The organism is Azospirillum brasilense (assembly GCF_007827815.1).
GTDB lineage: Bacteria > Pseudomonadota > Alphaproteobacteria > Azospirillales > Azospirillaceae > Azospirillum > Azospirillum brasilense_C.
On sequence record NZ_VITH01000016.1, the window covers coordinates 126,548 to 144,432 of the forward strand.

The 17,885-nt window shown below is 69.3% G+C and carries 12 protein-coding genes; 2 read left to right on the forward strand and 10 right to left on the reverse strand.

All coding sequences use genetic code 11. The annotated features are described in order from the left end of the window. Positions 1–37: 37 nt before the first annotated feature. From FBZ83_RS26190 to FBZ83_RS26235, 10 genes are all read right to left on the reverse strand, one after another. Positions 38–466 (reverse strand): GtrA family protein, encoded by a 429-nt coding sequence (locus FBZ83_RS26190; RefSeq protein WP_247888481.1) that lies wholly within the window; start codon positions 464–466, stop codon positions 38–40. Continuing rightward, on the reverse strand, positions 463–1,746 hold the full coding sequence (locus FBZ83_RS26195) for an NAD(P)/FAD-dependent oxidoreductase (RefSeq protein WP_145689756.1): 1,284 nt from the start codon (positions 1,744–1,746) through the stop codon (positions 463–465). Before FBZ83_RS26195 ends, FBZ83_RS26190 begins: the two co-directional genes overlap by 4 nt. Before the next feature lie 32 nt (positions 1,747–1,778). Beyond that, entirely contained in the window at positions 1,779–2,750 is a 972-nt protein-coding gene (locus FBZ83_RS26200) for an NAD-dependent epimerase/dehydratase family protein (protein ID WP_145689757.1), read from the reverse strand. A gap of 14 nt (positions 2,751–2,764) precedes the next feature. After that, positions 2,765–3,505, reverse strand: a complete 741-nt coding sequence (locus FBZ83_RS26205) for an SDR family oxidoreductase (RefSeq protein ID WP_145689758.1) — start codon at positions 3,503–3,505, stop codon at positions 2,765–2,767. Continuing rightward, positions 3,502–4,920 (reverse strand): FAD-binding oxidoreductase, encoded by a 1,419-nt coding sequence (locus FBZ83_RS26210; protein WP_145689759.1) that lies wholly within the window; start codon positions 4,918–4,920, stop codon positions 3,502–3,504. Before FBZ83_RS26210 ends, FBZ83_RS26205 begins: the two co-directional genes overlap by 4 nt. A gap of 16 nt (positions 4,921–4,936) precedes the next feature. After that, on the reverse strand, positions 4,937–6,391 hold the full coding sequence (locus tag FBZ83_RS26215) for a UbiA family prenyltransferase (RefSeq protein WP_200477204.1): 1,455 nt from the start codon (positions 6,389–6,391) through the stop codon (positions 4,937–4,939). 145 nt (positions 6,392–6,536) lie between these two features. After that, a complete protein-coding gene (locus tag FBZ83_RS26220; protein WP_145689761.1) occupies positions 6,537–8,474 on the reverse strand; it encodes an HAD-IIIA family hydrolase in 1,938 nt (645 codons plus the stop codon). Between the two features lie 31 nt (positions 8,475–8,505). Then, entirely contained in the window at positions 8,506–9,465 is a 960-nt protein-coding gene (locus tag FBZ83_RS26225) for an NAD-dependent epimerase/dehydratase family protein (RefSeq protein ID WP_145689762.1), read from the reverse strand. A gap of 32 nt (positions 9,466–9,497) precedes the next feature. Continuing rightward, positions 9,498–14,198 (reverse strand): glycosyltransferase, encoded by a 4,701-nt coding sequence (locus tag FBZ83_RS26230; RefSeq protein WP_145689763.1) that lies wholly within the window; start codon positions 14,196–14,198, stop codon positions 9,498–9,500. A 179-nt stretch (positions 14,199–14,377) separates the two neighbouring features. Next, positions 14,378–15,346, reverse strand: coding sequence for a kinase (locus tag FBZ83_RS26235; RefSeq protein WP_200477207.1), 969 nt, complete (start codon positions 15,344–15,346; stop codon positions 14,378–14,380). 377 nt (positions 15,347–15,723) lie between these two features. On the opposite strand from FBZ83_RS26235, the gene FBZ83_RS26240 reads away from it, so the two are divergent. Continuing rightward, positions 15,724–16,518 (forward strand): ABC transporter permease, encoded by a 795-nt coding sequence (locus FBZ83_RS26240; RefSeq protein WP_145689765.1) that lies wholly within the window; start codon positions 15,724–15,726, stop codon positions 16,516–16,518. Then, on the forward strand, positions 16,508–17,866 hold the full coding sequence (locus tag FBZ83_RS26245; RefSeq protein ID WP_145689766.1) for an ABC transporter ATP-binding protein: 1,359 nt from the start codon (positions 16,508–16,510) through the stop codon (positions 17,864–17,866). The genes FBZ83_RS26240 and FBZ83_RS26245 overlap by 11 nt, the downstream gene beginning before the upstream one ends. Positions 17,867–17,885 lie beyond the last annotated feature (19 nt).

The window sequence follows — 17,885 nt, forward strand, 5'->3', positions numbered from 1 at the left end:
ACTCGTGGGCGGCCATGGGCAACAGGACGCGGATGCGTTACCCCGCCCCCTGCGCGGTCCCCTTGCGGGCGAAGCTGAAATGCTTGTGGCCGATGTAGCTTGAGAACACCGGGACGACGACGCCGATCAGATGCGCCACGTCCTCGGGATGGAAGGTGAAGCCGACGGCAGGGAACAGATATTCGGCGAGCCCGACCGAAATCAGCCAGACCTGGGCGGCCGCCACCATGTTGACCAAGGCGAAGCGCCCATACTCGTCGGCCCAACTCCGGCCGGAACTCTGGAAGACGAACAGGCGCGACAGGAGCCAGGCCGTGGTCATGCCGCACAGGTAGGCGACAACGACCGCCCAGCGGTAGCTCATCGTCGACATCAGGAGATAGCGGGACACCACGTTCACACCGGCGGCGATGCCGCCGGTCACCAGGAAGCGGACGAATTGGCTTTCCCGCAGCCGCCGGATCACGACACACGCTCCGCCATCTCCTTGGCGATGCGCACGCTCTCGGCGATGCCGCGGTCCTCCGGATAGTAGGAGGAGGTGTCGGCGATCTGCAGCCCGCCGATCGGCGTGACCACCGGCGGCACCATGTCCAGGAAGCCCGGCGGGCAGACCGGCTGGGCATATTTCAGCCGACCGACCGCCGAGGCCGCAAGGTCGGCATCGCCCAGGTCGGGGTTGACCATCTTCAGGTAGCCGAAGGACTCGTCGATGAAGGCCTGGTCCGGCTGGGCGAACTTCGCATTGTCCTGCGGCATGTAGTAGGGCACGAAGACCACATGGTCCTTGCCCAGCGGCCGCAGGTTCGAGAATTCGATGATGCCGGGAATCGCCATCCGGTCGTCGTTGGTGTTGAGCCAGAAGTTGCGGGTGACCGGCTTCTTCAGCTTGTGGACGACGCAGACGACGCCGATGTTGCGCAGGGCGGCGTAGCGCTCCTTCAACGCGCCGGGCAGGCCCGGGATCATCGCGGGAATCAGCGGCATCGGCACCGTGCTGATGACGGCGCCGAAGGGCCGCCGCTCGCCGCCGGCGATGATGCCGGTGACCTTGCCGTCCTCCACCTGGATCTCGCTGGTCGGGCAGGACAGGTGGATGCGCCCGCCCATCGCCTCGATGCGCTCGACCAGCCGCCGGACCAGGGTTTCCGACCCGCCCTCGATGTAGCCCAGCTCTTCCTGGAACACGCTCCGGCGCGAGGTGCCGACGCGCTTGATGCGGGTCCAGATCCAGGCCGCCGAGATGTCGTGGCTGAGCTCGTAGAACTTCAGCGTGAACAGCTTCTCCCACAGCACCGTCCAGGCGCGCTCGCCGCCCCAGGCGCGCACCCAGTCGTCGGCGTGGACCCGGTCGAGCGGACGCCAGTCCGTCCGCTTGGTGGACAGGAACATCTGCGCGCCGTAGCGCAGCTTGGTGAGAAGATCCAGATGCGGGAAGCGCAGCAGCGACAGCGGATCGCCCCAGGGGTGCAGCCGGCCCTGGTAGAAATAACCCATATGGGTCGGCCGCCAGCGGACCGCGTCGGCGATCCCCAGCTCCTCCATCAGCGCGAAGGTCGGCGCATCCGCCTTGCACAGGAAATGGTAGAAGCGCTCGATCGACAGGCCGTCGAAATCGAAATGCGCCGCCATTCCGCCCGGACGGTCGTCGGCCTCGAACACCTCCACCCGGTGCCCGGCCTTCAGAAGATGGTAGGCGGCGGCCAGCCCCATGGCGCCGGCGCCGATCACGGCCACATCGGTCATCGCGCAAACACTCCCTTGGATTGCAGTCCGCTTCAGAATTCGAGGACCACGTCGGCGTATTCGCCGGGACCGTAGGTCTTGCGCACCGCCTCTTCGAAGGGAGTCGGCGGGACCTTGAAGATGTCCCACCAGGGGATCAGCTCGAAATCGTCGGGCGTCGACAGCGCCTTCAGCTGCTTCGTCGTGAAGGGCGGATTCTTGTCGACCACCGCGTAGGTCTTCAGCAGAAGCCAGAACAGGCCGTAGGGGATGGTCAGGACCCTCGCCCGGGCGCCGGTCGTGCGCTTGATGGTGCGGATGATGTCGATGTAGTCGATCTTCTCGCGCCCGGTGATGTTGTAGGCGCCGCCGTTCGGTCGCGTCTGCAGGCAGGACAGGATGATCCGGCAGAAGTCCATGACGTAGAGCGGCTGGCGCATGTAGCGCCCGTGGCCGGGGATCGGGAACACCGGCATCCGCTTCATGAAGCGCGACAGCCATCCCAGATGCTTGCGGTCGAACCAGCCGAACATCAGCGTCGGGCGGAGCACGCAGTGGGCGATCCCGCTCTCCACCACCAGCTTCTCCTGCGCCTTCTTCGTCTCGGTGTACCAGTCGCGCGCCAGGGAGTTGACCACCGAGGAGCTGATGTGCGCGATGTAGGGCACCTCGTGCCGGCGGCAGGCGGCGAGCGCCCGCTCCGTCGAGACGATGTTGTTGCGGTTGAACTCCGCCTCGATCTCGCCGCCGATCTGGGCCTGCAGCATGACCACCGCCGCGGCCCCCGCGACGCAGTCCTCCCACGGGCCGGCCTCGGCCATGTCGGCCTCGATCAGCGTCACGTCGGGGTGCAGCCGGCGCAGGATGGCGCTGTTGGCGGGATGCTTGTCCACCACCACGAGGTTGGTGAAGCCCTGCTCCTTCAGCAGCACCACGAGGTTCTGGCCGACCAGGCCGGCGCCGCCGAACAGGACCAGCTTGTCGTCCGGCTTCACGAGGGAGGTGTTCGGCACGCTGTTGGACATGGTGGAGGTGGCCCTCAAAGCCGAGTTCGTTGGAAGATCGCATCCGGCACGTGGCGGATGACCAGCATGATCCAGCGCCAGAACCACGGGGTGTAGAGCACCGCCGGGCCGCGGTTCAAGGCCTTATGGATGTCGCGCGCCACGCGGTCGGGCGTGGCCCACAGGGGGCCGCCCTTGGGCAGGGCGGCGGTCATCGGGGTGTCGACGAACCCGGGCTCGACCAGGGTCACCGCGACGCCCTTCGGCCCCATGCGGTGGCGCAGCCCTTCGACGAAGACGCGCAGGCCGCCCTTCGCGCTGCCGTAGACGTAGTTGCTCTGCCGCCCGCGGTCGCCGGCCACCGAGCCGATGACGGCGATGGCCCCGCGGTGCTGGACCTCCATCGCGTTGGCGAGGTGGGTGAGGATCGAGACGGGGCTGAGGAAATTGCCGGCGATCTCCGACAGGGCCAGGGCGGAATCGGCCTCGCAGGCCCGCTGGTCCGACAGCGTGCCGTGGGCGATCAGGGCGGCGTCGATGCCGCCCAGGCTGGCCCAGGCGCGCTCCACCAGGCCCTTGTGCAGCGCCGGGTCGGCGAGGTCGGCCACGGCCGTCTCCACCGCCTCGGCCCCGCGGGCCTGCAGGTCGCGGCGCACCGCCTCCAGCTTCTCGGGGTTGCGGCCGACCAGGAACAACCGGGCGCCTTCGGCCGCGAAGAGACGCGCGGTGGCCTCGGCGATGGCCGAGGTCGCGCCGAAGATCAGGACACGCTTCATGATGTGGGTTCTTCCTTGTTCGCTCCCGATCCGGCCGCCGCGCCATCGACCCGCCGCCAGAAGCCGGAGGAGAAGCGTGGGTCGACGTGCCGCGCGAATTCGTCCAGCCGCGGGTAGCCGCGCCGGAAGGCGCCGGACGAGACGGCCCCGTCCTTGGCCGGGTAGACACGCCCGCCCGCCTCGCCGGCGATGCGCTCCAGGCGGTCGAGCAGGCTGTGCGTGCGCGGCCCGTTGTTGGGCAGGTCGAGCGCCAGCGTCGCTCCCGGCATGGGGAAGGACATCAGGCCGGGCGAGGGCCGGCCGCCCAGCGTCTTGAGCACCGCCAGGAAGGAGGCCTCTCCCGCGGCGGCGATGGTGCGCATCAGCTCGCGCACGGCGTCCCGCGCCGTCGCCTTGGGAACGGCGCACTGGAATTGGTAGAAGCCGCGCCGGCCGTACATGCGGTTCCACTGGCCGATCGCGTCGAGCGGGTAGAACACCGGATCCCAGGGCAGGACGCGCGCGACCGGCCGCGGCGGCGCCTTGCGCCAGTAGAGCGCGTTGAAGGCAGAGACGGACAGGTGGTTGAGCGCGAGGTTGGGCAGCTCGACCGGCATGGAGAAGCGCGGCTCGAAGGCCGCCGCCCTGGCCGGGCTGCCCGCCGGGCCGTCCGCGGTGTGGCGGGACCGCGAGAAGATGCCGCGGCCGAGCTGGGGGCCGCGCGCCAGGCAATCGATCCAGGCGACCGTGTACTCCCAGTCGGCGACCGACTCCTCCGCCAGATCATGGAAGGCGTCCAGATCGCTGTAGCGGATGTCCTCGCTCTCCAGCCACGGCCCCGGCACCGGCTTCAGCTGGATGCGCGCCGACAGGATCACCCCGGTCAGGCCGATCCCGCCGATGGTCGCGGCGAACAGCGCCGCGTTCTCGTCGGGCGCACAACGGAGCAGGGCGCCGTCGGAACGCAGCAGTTCCAGCGACAGCACATGGTTGCCGAAGCACCCCGCGCTGTGGTGGTTCTTGCCGTGCACGTCGTTGGCGATGGCGCCGCCGACGGTGACGAACTTGGTCCCCGGGGTGACCGGCAGGAACCAGGAGCGCCCCGGCCGGTTGCGCCGGTCGAGCAGGCGCAGGATGTCGGCCAGGGTGACGCCGGCCTCGCACTCCAGGACGCCGGTGTCGGGATCGAAGGCGACGAAGCGGTCGAGCCCGCGCATGTCGATCAGGCAATGGCCGGGATTGAGGCCGCTGTCCCCGTAGGAACGCCCCATGCCGCAGGCAAGCAGCGTCTCGCCCGGCGGGAGCGCCGTCAGGGCGGCGGCGGCCTCCGCCCGGCCGCCCGGCCGCGCCACCCGGTGCGGGGCGCGGACGATGCGTCCCCATGACAGGGGACCGCTGCTGTCGCGGAAGGGGCCGTGGGAAGGGGAGGGGGGCATCGCGGTCTCAGACGGCTCACGCAAAGTTGGCCAGCAGGATGGACACCGCGCACAGGGCGCCCAGGCACAGCGACAGGCGGTCCTTGACGGCGAAGAGCACGGGGTCGTCGTGCATCTCGCCGCGTCCGGCCAGCAGCCACGCGCGGCCCAGCCAGTAGCCGAGAATCCCGCAGATCAGCCACAGCCATTCCGGTGTGCTGTAATGCGACATCGGCGACTGCGCGTCGGTCAGGAAGATGAAGAAGATCAGGGTGGAGCAGAAGCCGCTCGCCGCCCCCATGCTCATCAGCCACGGCGCATCGCCGGTCCGGTAGCCGCGCCCGGGAATCGCCTGGACACCCTGTTCCTTCATCACCAGGCATTCGCTGTAGCGCTTGATGCAGGCGAGGCTGAGGAAGAAGAACATCGAGAAGGCCAGCAGCCACGGCGACATCGCGGTCCCCACCGCGGCGATGCCGGCCACGATGCGCAAGGTGAAGAGCAGCGCCAGCACCAGCATGTCGAGGATCGGCTTGCGCTTCAGCCACAGCGAGTAGGCCAGCGTGATGACGAGGTAGGCTCCGGCCGCAGCGGCGAAGGCGGAGGGCAGCGGCAGCAGAAGCGCGCCCACCACCACCGCGATGACGGGAATGGCGAGCAGCCCATGCAGCGTCGGCAGTTCGCCCGAGGCCAACGGACGGTTGCGCTTCGACCGGTGCTGGCGATCCGCCGCCAGATCCAGCAGATCGTTGACCAGATAGGAGCCGGACGCGAGCAGCCCGAACACCACGAAGGCGAGCAGGACCAGAGCCACGTCATGCAGGCTGAAGATGCGCCCGGACAGCAGGAGCGGGACGAACAGCAGGGTGTTCTTGGCCCACTGATGCAGGCGCAGCGCCCGCATCCAGGTCTTCAGGCCCGCCCGCGGAACGTCGAAGGCCGTCGCGACCGTCACCGACGGCGACAGGAGACGGCCCAGCGCCGCGGTGCGCCCGACCAGAACGGCCGAGCGGCAACGCTCCCAGATGACGATGTCGTGCTTGCCGTCCCCCGCATAGGTGAAGCGCGGGCCGAACAGCCGCTCGATGGCGACGAGCTTGGCGGAACCGGCGAGGTTGGTCGTGCCGTCGCTGCCGGCCACCACATCGAACAGGCCCGCGCAGCGCGCGGCGACGCTCTGGACGAGCCGTTCGTCGGAGGCCGAGATCAGGGCAAGCCGGCGGCCCTTCCTGCGCTCTTCCCAAAGCCACGCCAGAAGCTCCTCGTGGATGGGCAGGCTGGCGATGTCGGGCTGCACCCGGCGCGCGATCTCGCGCTTCATCACCGCCTTGCCGGCGAGGAGCCAGAAGGGCAGCAGGAAAACGCACCATGGACGGTGCCGCAGAAGCAGGATGACGCTTTCGTAGAGAAGATCGGTGCGCAGGAGCGTGCCGTCGACGTCGACGACGAGCGGCGGAGCCTCCTCCTGCGGCGATCGGTGCGTATCCGCCATCTCACCGGCGTCGGAACGGGTGGACATCACCACAGACAGGGCCGTGATCCTTTTTGGAGCGCATTGGGAGAAAAGGGTGCGAAATCCCGGTGAAAGTCGCAAAAACAACCCGCGATGTCAAAGCGCCCCGCGTGACGGTTCGGAGTCATTCGTCCGACGGGTCCAGCCGGACGCGCCGGGCGGCGGCGGGAACGGCCGCCCGGATCACCGGGGCCTCGTCCTCCATCCGGCTGCGGTACAGCGCCTCGGCCTCGTCCGGCGCCATGCCGCGCCGCGCGTATTCGCGCAGGATGCGCCGGTGGCGGACCTCCTCGTCCGCTTCGACGGCCAGGGCGTGGACCCGCCGTCCGGTGCCGGACAGCGCTTCGGTCAGCGCGTCCGTCAGCGACAAGGCGGCCACGCCCTCCACCACCAGCACCGCGCCGGCGGGGATCTCCAGGACCTCGCGGTGGCGGGCCGGGCCGCGAGCCTTCTTGTCGTAGACGGGAACCTCCAGCCGCGTTCCGCCGGGAGTCGCCACGCGCCCGGCCAAGGCGGCGGTCACCGCGGTGAGCTCGGCCATGTCGTGCCGGCCGAGAACCCCGTCCTGCCGCTCCGCCGCCGGCCGCAGCCAGCGGTCCGTGGCGACCACCGCCGCGCCGAGGCCGCGGGCACGCAGGCTCTCCGCCAAGCCGGCCGCCAAGGTGCTCTTGCCGCCCCGGGCCAGCCCGCCCACGACGATGATGTCGCCCGCCGCGACGTCGGCGGTCAGCGCGTCGCACTGCGCCAGCAGGCGCGGGTGCCCGTCGAGGATGAAGTCCACCGCCGCCGGCAGGTCGGGGAACGCGTAGTCGGGAACCGCGCCGTGGCGGGCGTCCAGGCCGCCTTCCCCGGTTTCCACCAGAACGGCGCGCAGGCCGGCGCGGCGGGCGGTCATCATGTCCACGGTGGTGTCGCCGACCATCCAGGAGCGCGCTGGATCGACGTTCAGTTCGGCGACGGCGCGCTCGATCATGCCGGTGGCGGGCTTGCGGCAGTCGCAGGCGATCTTCAGTTCCGGCACCTCGCCCGGGAAGCCCCGGTCGGGGTGGTGCGGGCAATGATAGATGCGGTCGAGATAGGCGCCGTCCCGGCCCAGCAGGGTTTCCATCTTGTTGTGGATGGCGGTCAGGCCGGCGGCGTCGCAGTCGCCGCGCGCCAGCACCGGCTGGTTGGTCACCACGATGGCGCGGTAGTCGGAGCGGTTGAGCCGGCGGATCGCCGGGCCGACGCCGGGCAGCAGCTCGAAGCGGTCCGGGCTGGCGATGTGGCCGCCGTCGAGGTTGATGGTGCCGTCGCGGTCGAGGAACACCGCCGCCTGCGGCACGGACAGGCTGGCCCGCGCGATGCGGCCGGAGGTGAGGTCGCCGCACACCTTGTCCAGCCGGGCCGGGGTGCCGCAATCCTTGATGTATTCCGGGCTGTTGTAGGCCTGCAGCGTCAACCCGCGCTCCAGCATCGCCGGGAACAGGTCCTTGCCGAAGTCCAGCATGCCGGGCGTGCCCCGCCACGGCTCCAGCGCGGCGCGCCGCACGCAGTAGAGCGCGGCGTTGACCAGGTTCGGGTAATGGCGGTCGGGATCGTGGGGGTAGGGGTGGAAGGCGGCGATGCGCCCGTCCTCCTCCGCCTCCACCAGATCGGAATCGTGGGGATGGTCGTTGGGGTGGACGAACAGCGTCGCCGCCGCGTCGGGCCGGGCGCGGTGGAAGGCCACGAAGCGGTCGAGGTCGACCTCCAGCATGGTGTCGCCGTAGATGACCAGAAACTCGTCGGCCAGACGGTCCAGGATCGCCAGCGTCGCTCCGGCGGTGCCGCGCGGCTCGCCGTCGTCGATGCAGGCGATGTTCAGGCCCCAGTTGTCGCGGCGGGCGCAGAAATCGACGATGTGCTCCGCCGCGTGGTTGACCAGGATCAGGATGTCGTCGATGCCGTGCTGCTTGGCCAGCAGGATCTGCCGCTCCAGCAGCGGCATGCCGACGATGTCGATCAGCGGCTTGGGCAGGCCGCCCAGACGCTCGCGCAAGCGGGTTCCCTTGCCCCCCGCCAGAATGACGGCCTGCCGCATGATCTCCACTCCTTCCTGAGAACGCCTGGACTTAAAAGGACTGCTCGACGATCTGGCGCACCGCCAGCCGCATGGCGGCCTGGGAATCCAGACGGGGCGCCCAGCCCAGCGTCCGCAGCTTCTCGGTGGAGTAGGCGAACTTCGGCACGTCGCCGACCCAGCCGCGGTTGCCCTCGCCGAACTTGATGCGGGCCTGCGGGGCGGCCACCGCCACCACCTCCTCGGCGATGGAGCGCACGGTCACGCCATCGTCCTCCGGGCCGATGTTGTAGAAGGCCAGCTTCTCCGGCGCCTTGTCGCGGATGAAGATCATCGCGTCGATCAGATCGCCGCAGTGCAGATAGGCCTTCTGCTGGGTGCCGTCGCCGAACACCTCCAGCTGGTCCGGGGTGGCGCGCAGCTTGTGCACGAAGTCGTAGATCACGCCGTGGGTGGCGGGGATGCCGATGACGTTGGGGAAGCGGAACAGCAGGGCGCGGTCCAGCCAGCTTTCCACCGCGGCGCTGATGGCGACCTCGGAGGCCAGCTTCATGGCGCCGTAGTTCGAGATGGGCAGCAGCGGCCCCATGTCCTCGCGGATGCGCTCGCCCTTGAAGTCGCCATAAATGGCCGAGCTGGATGCGAAGGCCAGCGTCTTGATGCCCAGCTCCTTCATCACCTCCAGCGTGTTGAAGGTGGTCATGAAGGTGTCGCGCAGGTCGACGTTGGCGTCGGCGATGCCGGCCGGAATGTCCGAGTTGGCGGCCATGTGCCAGACCTCGGTCACCGGATCGGCGGCGTGGACGCGGGCGAGCGCCGCGCGGTAGGCGGAGAGGTCGGACAGGTCCAGCGTCTCGAAGGCGAACAGCGGGTTGCCGACCAGCCCGTCGAGGTTGCTTTCCACCCCCCGGCACAGATTGTCGAAGCCGACCACCCGGTGCCCTTCCGCCACCAGCCGGCGGGCGATGTTGGAACCGATGAAACCCGCGACGCCGGTGATGAAAATCGTCATGGCGAACCTTTATCCGGTTGGTTTGGAAAGAATCAGGACACTGTTTCCAGGGCGGTCCCGCCGGCGACCCCGCCGGCCATCCCGTCGTTCGGAACGGCGTCGAGATTGACGGCCTGGCGCAGCACCTCGGCGTAGCCCACGACCATCTCGGCGAAGCCCGGCTGGCCGTCCAGAACCGCACGGCTCTTGGAGGCGAGCCGACGGCGCAGCGCCCCGTCCTCCACCAGCCGGGCGGTCAGGGCGGCCAGGGCCCCGGCGTCGCCCGCCGGGTAGAACAGGGCGTTCACATCCTCGCGCACCAGCTCGGGGATGCCGAACACCGGGGTGGTGATGATGGGCAGGCCACAGGCCATCGCCTCCACGATCACCCGCGGCGCGCTTTCGATGAGCGAGGTGCACACCGAGATGTCGGCGGCGGCGTAATACAGGAACGGATCGTCCACCGGCCCGGTGACCACCACGCGGTCGGCCACCGCCGCCGGCAGGCGGGCGATCTCCGCGGCGATGGCCTCGCCGTAGTCCGCTTCCCCGACCCGGCCGACCAGATACACGCGCAGCCGCTTCTGCACCGACTCGGGCAGCTGGGCGAAGGCCTTCACCATGTCGATCTGGCCCTTGCGGTGGCAGACGGTGCCGACGATCTCGATCACCAGCTCGTCATCGCCGACCTCGAGCCGGGCACGGGCGTCGGCGTGGCCCCAGCGGGAGACCTCCTCGGCCAGGCGCTGCGGCGGGATGCCGTGGCGGATGACCTGGAAGGTGCGGCGGCTGTCCAGAGCCCGCCAGCTGCGGCGCGTGGCCTCGGCCACGTAGAGCACCCGGTAGGCCTGCGCGAAGGCGCCGTAGGCGGCGGTGCGGAGCGCCGGCGGCAGATGGTCAAAATAGGTCTCCCACGGCTCGCTCTCGTGTTGGCACCACAGCGCGGGCAGCCCGGCGCGGGACGCGGCGGTGACCGCCCAGAAGGTCTGGAGCGTGTTGGCCACCACGACCTCCGCCCCGACCTCCTTCAGCCAGGCGGCGAGCGCGTCGTGCGCCCGCGCCAGGGTGGCGGCGTCGTGCACGCCCTGCAGCGGCTGGCGGGGCAGGATGTGGACGGCGATTCCCGCCGCCTCGTAGATGGCGCGCAGCGGGCCGTCGGTCGGCGACAGCACATGGGCGGACACCGCCCCCCGCTCGACCAGCCCGATGGTCAGGTCCATCAGCGTGGCCGGAGCGCCCTCGTGGTTGAGGTTGTGGGTCACCATCACGGCCCGCACCGGTCCGGTCCGCCGGGTCTGCGGGCGCACCGTCGCGGGTTCGAAGCGCTCGTTCTCCAGCGACAGGTTCGGGTTGTACCAGCGGTCGTGCCAGTCGCCGTACAGGCGGCGGAAGTTCACCCGCTCCTGCGGGTCGTCCCGGAAGCCGCGCGACTTGCCCTCGAAGTGGAACAGCTCGGCGGTGGAGCAGTAGACGCAGGTCCGGCCCGCGCGCACCACCCGGTAGCTGTAGTCGACGTCGTTGTAGGCGACGGCGAAGTTCACCTCGTCGAAGCCCCCCAGCTCCTCGAACAGGGCGCGCGGGGTCAGCATGCAGGCGGCGGTGACGCCGGAATACTCCCGCGCCGTGCGCACGAAGCCCATGTAGCCCCAGTCGTGGGGCGGGTTGTTGCGGAAGGCGTGGCCGACCAGCCCCTCGTGATAGCCGTGGACGATGCCGGCGTGCTGGATGGTGCCGTCCTCGAAATAGAGCCGCGCCCCCACCGCGCCGACGCCCGGCATGCGGGCGTAGCCCATCATCTGCCCGAGCCAGCCCGGCGTGATGACCTTGGTGTCGTTGTTGAGAAACAGAACGTAGTCGGCCGTGCAGCGCCGCACCGCCTCGTTGTTGAGGTTGGCGAAGCTGAAGCGGCCGCCCGGGCTCGGGATGCGCTCCACGCGCACCCGCGGGTTGGAGCGCAGGGAGTCCAGATAGGCGATGGCGGCCGGATCGTCGCTCTCGTTGTCGACCACCAGCACGTCGTAGTCGCGGTAGGTGGTCTGCTCCAGGGACTCCAGGCAGGTCTTCAGGTAGCCGGTCTGGTTCTTGGTCGGGATGACGATGGTCACCGACGGGCCATGGTCGGGGAAGCGGATCTCGAACATGCCGCAGCGGGCGGCGGCGGCCCAGTCGGGATGGGTCACCCGGACGTCGGCGACGCCGCGCCGCGCCATCGCCTCCTCCACCGCGCGGCGGCCGGCCTCGATGCTGGCCGGCTTGCCGTCGGCCGACACGGCGGTCGATCCGGGCGCCGCGCGCCAGTGGTAGAGGATCTTGGGCACATGCCCGACGTGGCGGGCCCGCTCGGTGGCGCGCAGGGCGAAGTCGTAGTCCTGCGAGCCGTCGAACGGCTTGCGGAAGCCGCCCAGCTCCTGGAACAGCGAGCGGCGGACACTGAAGACGTGGCCGAAATACATGAAGGACAGCAGCAGCACCGGCGACCAGTCCGGCTTGAACTGCGGGGCGTAGCGCCGCCCCTCCATGTCGATCTTGTCGTCGTCGCTGTAGACGATGTCGGCGTCGGGGTGGTCGGCGTAATAGAGCGCCAGCTCCGCCAGGCAATCCGGGGTGATCAGGTCGTCGTGGTCGAGGAAGGCGACGATCTCCCCGCCCGCCATGGCCACGGCGGCGTTGGTCGCGGCGCTGATGCCGCCGTTCGCCGGCAGCCGGGTCACCTTGATGCGCGGATCGCGGGCCGCCGCGGCCTCCAGCATCGGCGCCACATGAGGCGACGGGCTGCAGTCGTCAGCCAGACACAGCTCCCAGTTCTCGTAGACCTGGGCCAGCACCGAGTCCACCAGCTCCCCGAACAGGGCGGGGTCGGTGTTGTAGACGGGGGTGACCAGCGAGATCGTCGGCGTCCGCCCGGCCCGTTCGGCCAGGGCGGCGCGCAGTTCGGCGACGTCGGCCCGGCTCAGCCGGTTGACCGACATCCACGCCTCGTAAGGGGCCAGCGGCTCCGGGGCCTGCCAGACGTCCGTCCCGGCGGCCGGCTTGGGCGCACGGCCCTCGGCCTTCCCCGAGGCGAGGTAATGGAGCAGCGGGTTCACCCCGGTCCGCGCCACGTCGGGATTGCAGGCGAGGTACCAGTCGGTGTCGAAGCCGGGACCGGGATCGCGCCCCTCCGCCGCCCCGGTCTGCAGGTAATGGATCAGCGGATTGCAGCCCGCCGCCCGCACGTCGGGGTAACGGCCGAGATACCAGGCGGTGTCGAACAGCGGGTTCGGGTTGCGGCCCTCGGCCGCCCCGGACGTCGCGTAGTGCGCCCAGGGATCGGTGCCGGCGGCGCGCACGTCGGGATTGCGCTCCAGATACCAGGCGCGGTCGAACAGCGCGCCCGGATCGACCTCCGGAACGCCGTTCGGACGGAGCTTGCCGATCAGACGGCGCAAGGCGCTGCGCGGTCCATGCCGACGCAGGTGGCCCACGGCGGCGGCGAGGCGTCCGGGAATCGCCTCCGGCCGGCTGGCCAGGGCCCGGGCGACGCGCAGGCCGGCCCGGGCGGCGAGGCAGCCCTTGCCCTTCAGCCTCCGGGCACGCGCCGTTCCCCAGCGCAGGCCGGCGGTCAGACGCCAGGAGGAGGAGGCATGGACGGCCGCCAACCGGGTCTCCAGGTCCCGGATGCGGCCGTTCAGGCGGTCGACCTCCGGGTACAGCAGGCCCAGCCGGCCGTCGCGTTCCTCCACCATGCCGGCCAGGCGATGAGCCTCCTCCTCATGGCCGGCCCGCATCCCGTCCATCGCCGCCTGCAGGCGCTCGATCTCCGCGTACAGCTCGCCCAGCCGCCGGTCGCGCGCCACGATCTCGTCGCTGAGGGCGCGCTGCTCCGCCTGGTGGGCGGACGCGGTGTCGGCGATCCCCTGGTTCAGGCGATCGACCTCGGCGTAGAGGGCACCGAGACGGCCGTCGCGCTCCACCACCATGTCGCTGAAGCGCCGGATCTCCGCCGCCCGCTCGTCCAGCAGGCGGGCGCGCTCCTGCGACCACAGCCGGTCGAACAGGCCGGCCCCCAGCCGGGCGAAGAAACGCCGCACCGTGGCCAGCCGCTCGGGCGACGGCGCGACCTCCTCGATCAGCCAACGCAGGCCGTCCGGCATCGGCTCGCTGCCGACATAGGCGACGCCCAGGCCGTTGGAATGGTCGAAAGCGAAGGTGGGATAGCGGGCCGTCACCTCCTCCCACAGCTTCCAGACGCCGAAATCCCGTTCGCGCACGTTGATGTCGTGGAACAGCACCAGACCGCGCGTGCTCATCGTCGGCAGCCAGCTGTCGAAGTCGTGCTTGACCGCGTCGTAGGTGTGCAGGCCGTCGATGTGCAGCAGGTCGACGGAGCCTTCGGAGAAGTAGGTCAGAGCCTGGTCGAAGGTCATGCGCAGCAGGCGCGACATCCCGCCATAGAGCCGGTCGTGGTCGGCGGCGAGCGCGTTGTGGATCTCGTCGCCGTAATAGCCCGCCTGCGGGTCGCCTTCCCAGGTGTCGACGGCGTAGGCCTTGAGCGGCAGGTCGCAGGCGACCGCCGCCTGAAGGAAGGCGCAGTAGGAATTGCCGGTGTGAGTGCCCAGCTCGACCAGGCAGCCGGGCCGCACCTGCTCGATCACCCAGAAGGCGAAGGGGATATGGCCGACCCAGGGCGGCGGCCAGACCAGCCGCTGGGGTTCGGCGCAGACCACCGCGGACCGGAGGAGATGGGCGATGTCGTCGTTCAGGCTTGCCGGCATGACGGGCTTTTCCGTTGATAAGGCGGTGTCGGCGCGGGATCGTGACGGCGCGGCGGATGGATCAGGCCTTGTCGGGCGCTCCGCACGGCGCCTGCATGAATCCTGGTGGCGTTGGGGCGGCGGCGTGCTCGCTCAATCTTGCGCCTTGTCTCCGAACCGCTCTTTTGCCCCAACGGCGTTCAAGCCCCCTGGTTGCGCTGGTAGAAGATGATGGCGCTGCCCTGGCGTTCGAAGCCCATCCTGATGCGGCGCAGGGCGGGCAGGGCCGCCGCGATCGCCTCGTGCCGCTCCTTGGGCGCGTACAGCATCAGGAAACCGCCCGCGCCGGCGCCGAGGATCTTGCCGCCGGTGGCCCCGGCGGCGCGGGCCGCCGCGTACCAGTCGTCGATGTCGTCGGTGCTGATGCCCTGGGTCAGGCTTTTCTTCAGCATCCAGTTCTCGTGCAGGATCTCGCCGAAGACCGCCTCGTTGTTGCCCTGGATCTCCGCGTACAGGTCGTGGGTCAGCTGCACCATGCGGCGCAGGACCTGCTGCTTGTCCGCCTGCCGGTCCACCTGCTCCGACTGCTGGGCCAGCAGCTTCGAGGCCGAGCGGGTGATGCCGGTGTAGAACACGAGGATGCTCTCCTCAATGGTCTGCAGGGTTTCGGGCCGGCAGATCACCGGCGTGACCGCCACCCGGTCGTCGGGGTGGAACTCGATCAGGTTGAACCCGCCATAGGCGGCGGCGTACTGGTCCTGCTTGCCGATCGGCTCGCCGCAGCGGTCGATCTCGATGTGGCAGCTGTCGGCGCCCAGCGTCTCCTTCGACACGTAGCGCCCCTGGTAGGCGTTGAGCGCGTGCAGCAGCCCGACCGTGAAGGAGCTGGAGGAGCCCAGACCGGTCCCCTTGGCCGGGATGTCGGCGATGGTCGTGATCTCGATGCCGCCCGCCAGCCCCAGATGCTCCATGCACGCCCGCACGAGCTGGTGCTCGATCTGGTCGATGCTGGAGACCTCCTCGGTCCGGGAGTAGGCGATGCGGATGCCGTCGTCAAATTTGCGGTTGACGTTCACATAGATGAACTTGTCGATGCTGGTGCTGAGCACCGCGCCGCCATGACGCCGGTAAAAGCCCGGAAGGTCGCTTCCGCCTCCGACAAAGCTCATGCGCAGGGGGGTCTTGCTGATGATCATGAGGCGAAACGGTGTCTGTTCCCTGGAGGGCGGGCATTGCGTGCGGACGGCAGGACCTATACACCGACGCATCCATCCCGTAAACGTCTAGCCGGCGGGGCGCATGTTACAAAGGAGCGCCCCGGCGTCGCAAAAAAGAGCGTCGCAGAAAAGGCTGGAACGCCGCAGCGTCGGGCCCAGTGCGAAAGGCCCGGCGGTACAAAACACTAGAGCACAAATCCGTTTCTGCTCTAAATTCCGCGGCCATCGGCGGAGGGCTCGCCGGTGATTGCCGCCGCAGCAAGCGTAAGGGTGAAGTGAGAGTGATCAGCGGACAATCGAGCAAGCCCGCATCCATCGGGCCGTTGGCCATGATCCGCGATCTGTGGGCCCACCGCGTGCTGATCGGCCGGCTGGCCCGGCGCGAACTGATGGCCCGCTATCGCGGCTCGATGCTGGGCATGGTGTGGGCGATCCTGACACCGGTGATGATGCTGGCGGTCTACACCTTCGTCTTCCGCACCGTGTTCAAGGCCCGCTGGAGCACCGACGGGTCGGGGGGCGGCCACGGCGAGTTCGCGCTCCTGCTGTTCGCCGGCCTGATCCTGTTCAACGTGTTCGCCGAATCCGTCAACCGCGCGCCCGGGCTGATGCTGGAAAACGTCAGCTACATCAAGAAGGTGGTGTTTCCGCTGGAAATCCTGCCCGCCGTGGTGCTGCTGGGGGCGCTGTACAACGCCGGGATCGGCCTCGTGGTGCTGGCGCTGTTCTACGGACCGGTGTTCGGGATCCCGCCCTGGACCGTTCTGCTGACTCCGCTGGTGGTGGTGCCGCTGGCCCTGCTGACGCTGGGGGTCTCGTGGTTCCTCGCGTCGGCCGGCGTGTTCCTGCGCGACATCCGCCAGTTCATCGGGGTGGCGGTGACCATGCTCATGTTCCTCAGCCCGATCTTCTACCCGGCGTCCGCCATTCCGGAGGAGCTGCGGTCGCTGCTGGCGCTCAATCCCCTGGTGCCGATCCTGGAGCAGGCGCGCGGCCTGCTGTTCTGGGGAACGCTGCCCGATTGGGGACCGTGGCTGCTGTCGGTCGTCTTCAGCTACGCCGTCGCCTGGCTGGGCTACGCCTGGTTCGTCAAGACCCGCAAAGGCTTCGCCGATGTCGTCTGAAATCGCCATCCAGGCCGCCGGGCTCGGCAAGGCCTACGCCATCTTCAAGAAGCCCCAGGACCGCCTGAAGCAGATGCTGGCCCGTGGCCGGCGGCGCTATTACGACGAGTACTGGGCGCTGCGCGGCATCGATCTCACCGTGCACAAGGGCGAGACGATCGGCATCATCGGCCGCAACGGATCGGGCAAGTCGACCTTCCTGCAGCTGGTGTGCGGCACGCTGACCCCCACCTGCGGCACGCTGGCCGTCAACGGCCGGATCGCGGCGCTTCTGGAGTTGGGAGCCGGCTTCAACCCGGAGTTCACCGGGCGCGAGAACGTCTATCTCGCCGCCTCGGTCCTGGGGCTGAGCAACGAGCAGATCGACCAGCGCTATGACGCCATCGCCGCCTTCGCCGACATCGGCGACTTCATCAACCAGCCGGTCAAGCTCTACTCCAGCGGCATGTACGCCCGCCTGGCCTTCGCCGTCGCGGCCCATGTGGACGCGGACATCCTGATCGTCGACGAGATCCTGGCGGTCGGCGACGCGGCGTTCACCCAGAAATGCATGCGCTTCATCCACAAGTTCCGCGAGACCGGCACGCTGTTCTTCGTGTCCCACGACACCGCCCAGGTGGTCAGCCTGTGCGACCGCGCGGTGTGGCTGGACCGCGGCCAGGTGCAGGAGATCGGCCCGGCCAAGGACGTCTGCTATCGCTACATCGCGGATCTGCACAGCGAGCGCGACACCTCCAACGCCTTCCGCATCGGCGGCAACCGCGCCACCGCCCCGGTCGCGGCGGCCCCGGTCAGGGACCCGCGCAGCGAGCTGCTGAAGTCGTCCCAGCACCGCAACGAGATCGAGATCTTCGACTTCAACGACGAAAGCCCGTGGTTCGGGGCGCAGGGCGCGCGCATCGTCGGGATCAACCTGCTCAACACCCAGGGCGAGGTGCTGCCCTCGCTGGAGGGCGGGGAAGAGGTGGTGCTGAAGGTCACCTGCCAGACCCAGAAGGAGATCAACGGCCCCATCGTCGGCTTCTACGTCAAGGACAAGCTGGGCCAGAACCTGTTCGGCGACAACACCTACCTGACCTACCGCGGGCTGCCCGTCACCGTCCCCGCTGGACAGAGCTTCGCCGCCTCCTTCCGCTTCCAGCTTCCCTATCTGCCGACGGGCGACTTCGCCGTCACCGTCGCGGTGGCCGAGGGCACCCAGGACGATCACGTCCAGCACCACTGGCTGGACGACGCCATGTTCTTCCGCGTCCATTCCAGCCACCTGATCCGCGGCCTGATCGGACTGCCCATGCACGACATCGCGCTGGAGGTGGACGGCGTCCGGATGCCGGGTTGGGAGGAGTGACCCACTCTCGACGCCAAAG

Bases quoted from the DNA above. Each gene is read 5' to 3' on its own strand.
- FBZ83_RS26195 (WP_145689756.1), bottom strand. From the start codon at position 1,746: ATGACCGATGTGGCCGTGATCGGCGCCGGCGCCATGGGGCTGGCCGCC.
- FBZ83_RS26200 (WP_145689757.1), bottom strand. From the start codon at position 2,750: ATGTCCAACAGCGTGCCGAACACCTCCCTCGTGAAGCCGGACGACAAG.
- FBZ83_RS26205 (WP_145689758.1), bottom strand. From the start codon at position 3,505: ATGAAGCGTGTCCTGATCTTCGGCGCGACCTCGGCCATCGCCGAGGCC.
- FBZ83_RS26210 (WP_145689759.1), bottom strand. From the start codon at position 4,920: ATGCCCCCCTCCCCTTCCCACGGCCCCTTCCGCGACAGCAGCGGTCCC.
- FBZ83_RS26215 (WP_200477204.1), bottom strand. From the start codon at position 6,391: ATGGCGGATACGCACCGATCGCCGCAGGAGGAGGCTCCGCCGCTCGTC.
- FBZ83_RS26220 (WP_145689761.1), bottom strand. From the start codon at position 8,474: ATGCGGCAGGCCGTCATTCTGGCGGGGGGCAAGGGAACCCGCTTGCGC.
- FBZ83_RS26225 (WP_145689762.1), bottom strand. From the start codon at position 9,465: ATGACGATTTTCATCACCGGCGTCGCGGGTTTCATCGGTTCCAACATC.
- FBZ83_RS26230 (WP_145689763.1), bottom strand. From the start codon at position 14,198: ATGCCGGCAAGCCTGAACGACGACATCGCCCATCTCCTCCGGTCCGCG.
- FBZ83_RS26235 (WP_200477207.1), bottom strand. From the start codon at position 15,346: ATGAGCTTTGTCGGAGGCGGAAGCGACCTTCCGGGCTTTTACCGGCGT.
- FBZ83_RS26240 (WP_145689765.1), top strand. From the start codon at position 15,724: ATGATCCGCGATCTGTGGGCCCACCGCGTGCTGATCGGCCGGCTGGCC.
- FBZ83_RS26245 (WP_145689766.1), top strand. From the start codon at position 16,508: ATGTCGTCTGAAATCGCCATCCAGGCCGCCGGGCTCGGCAAGGCCTAC.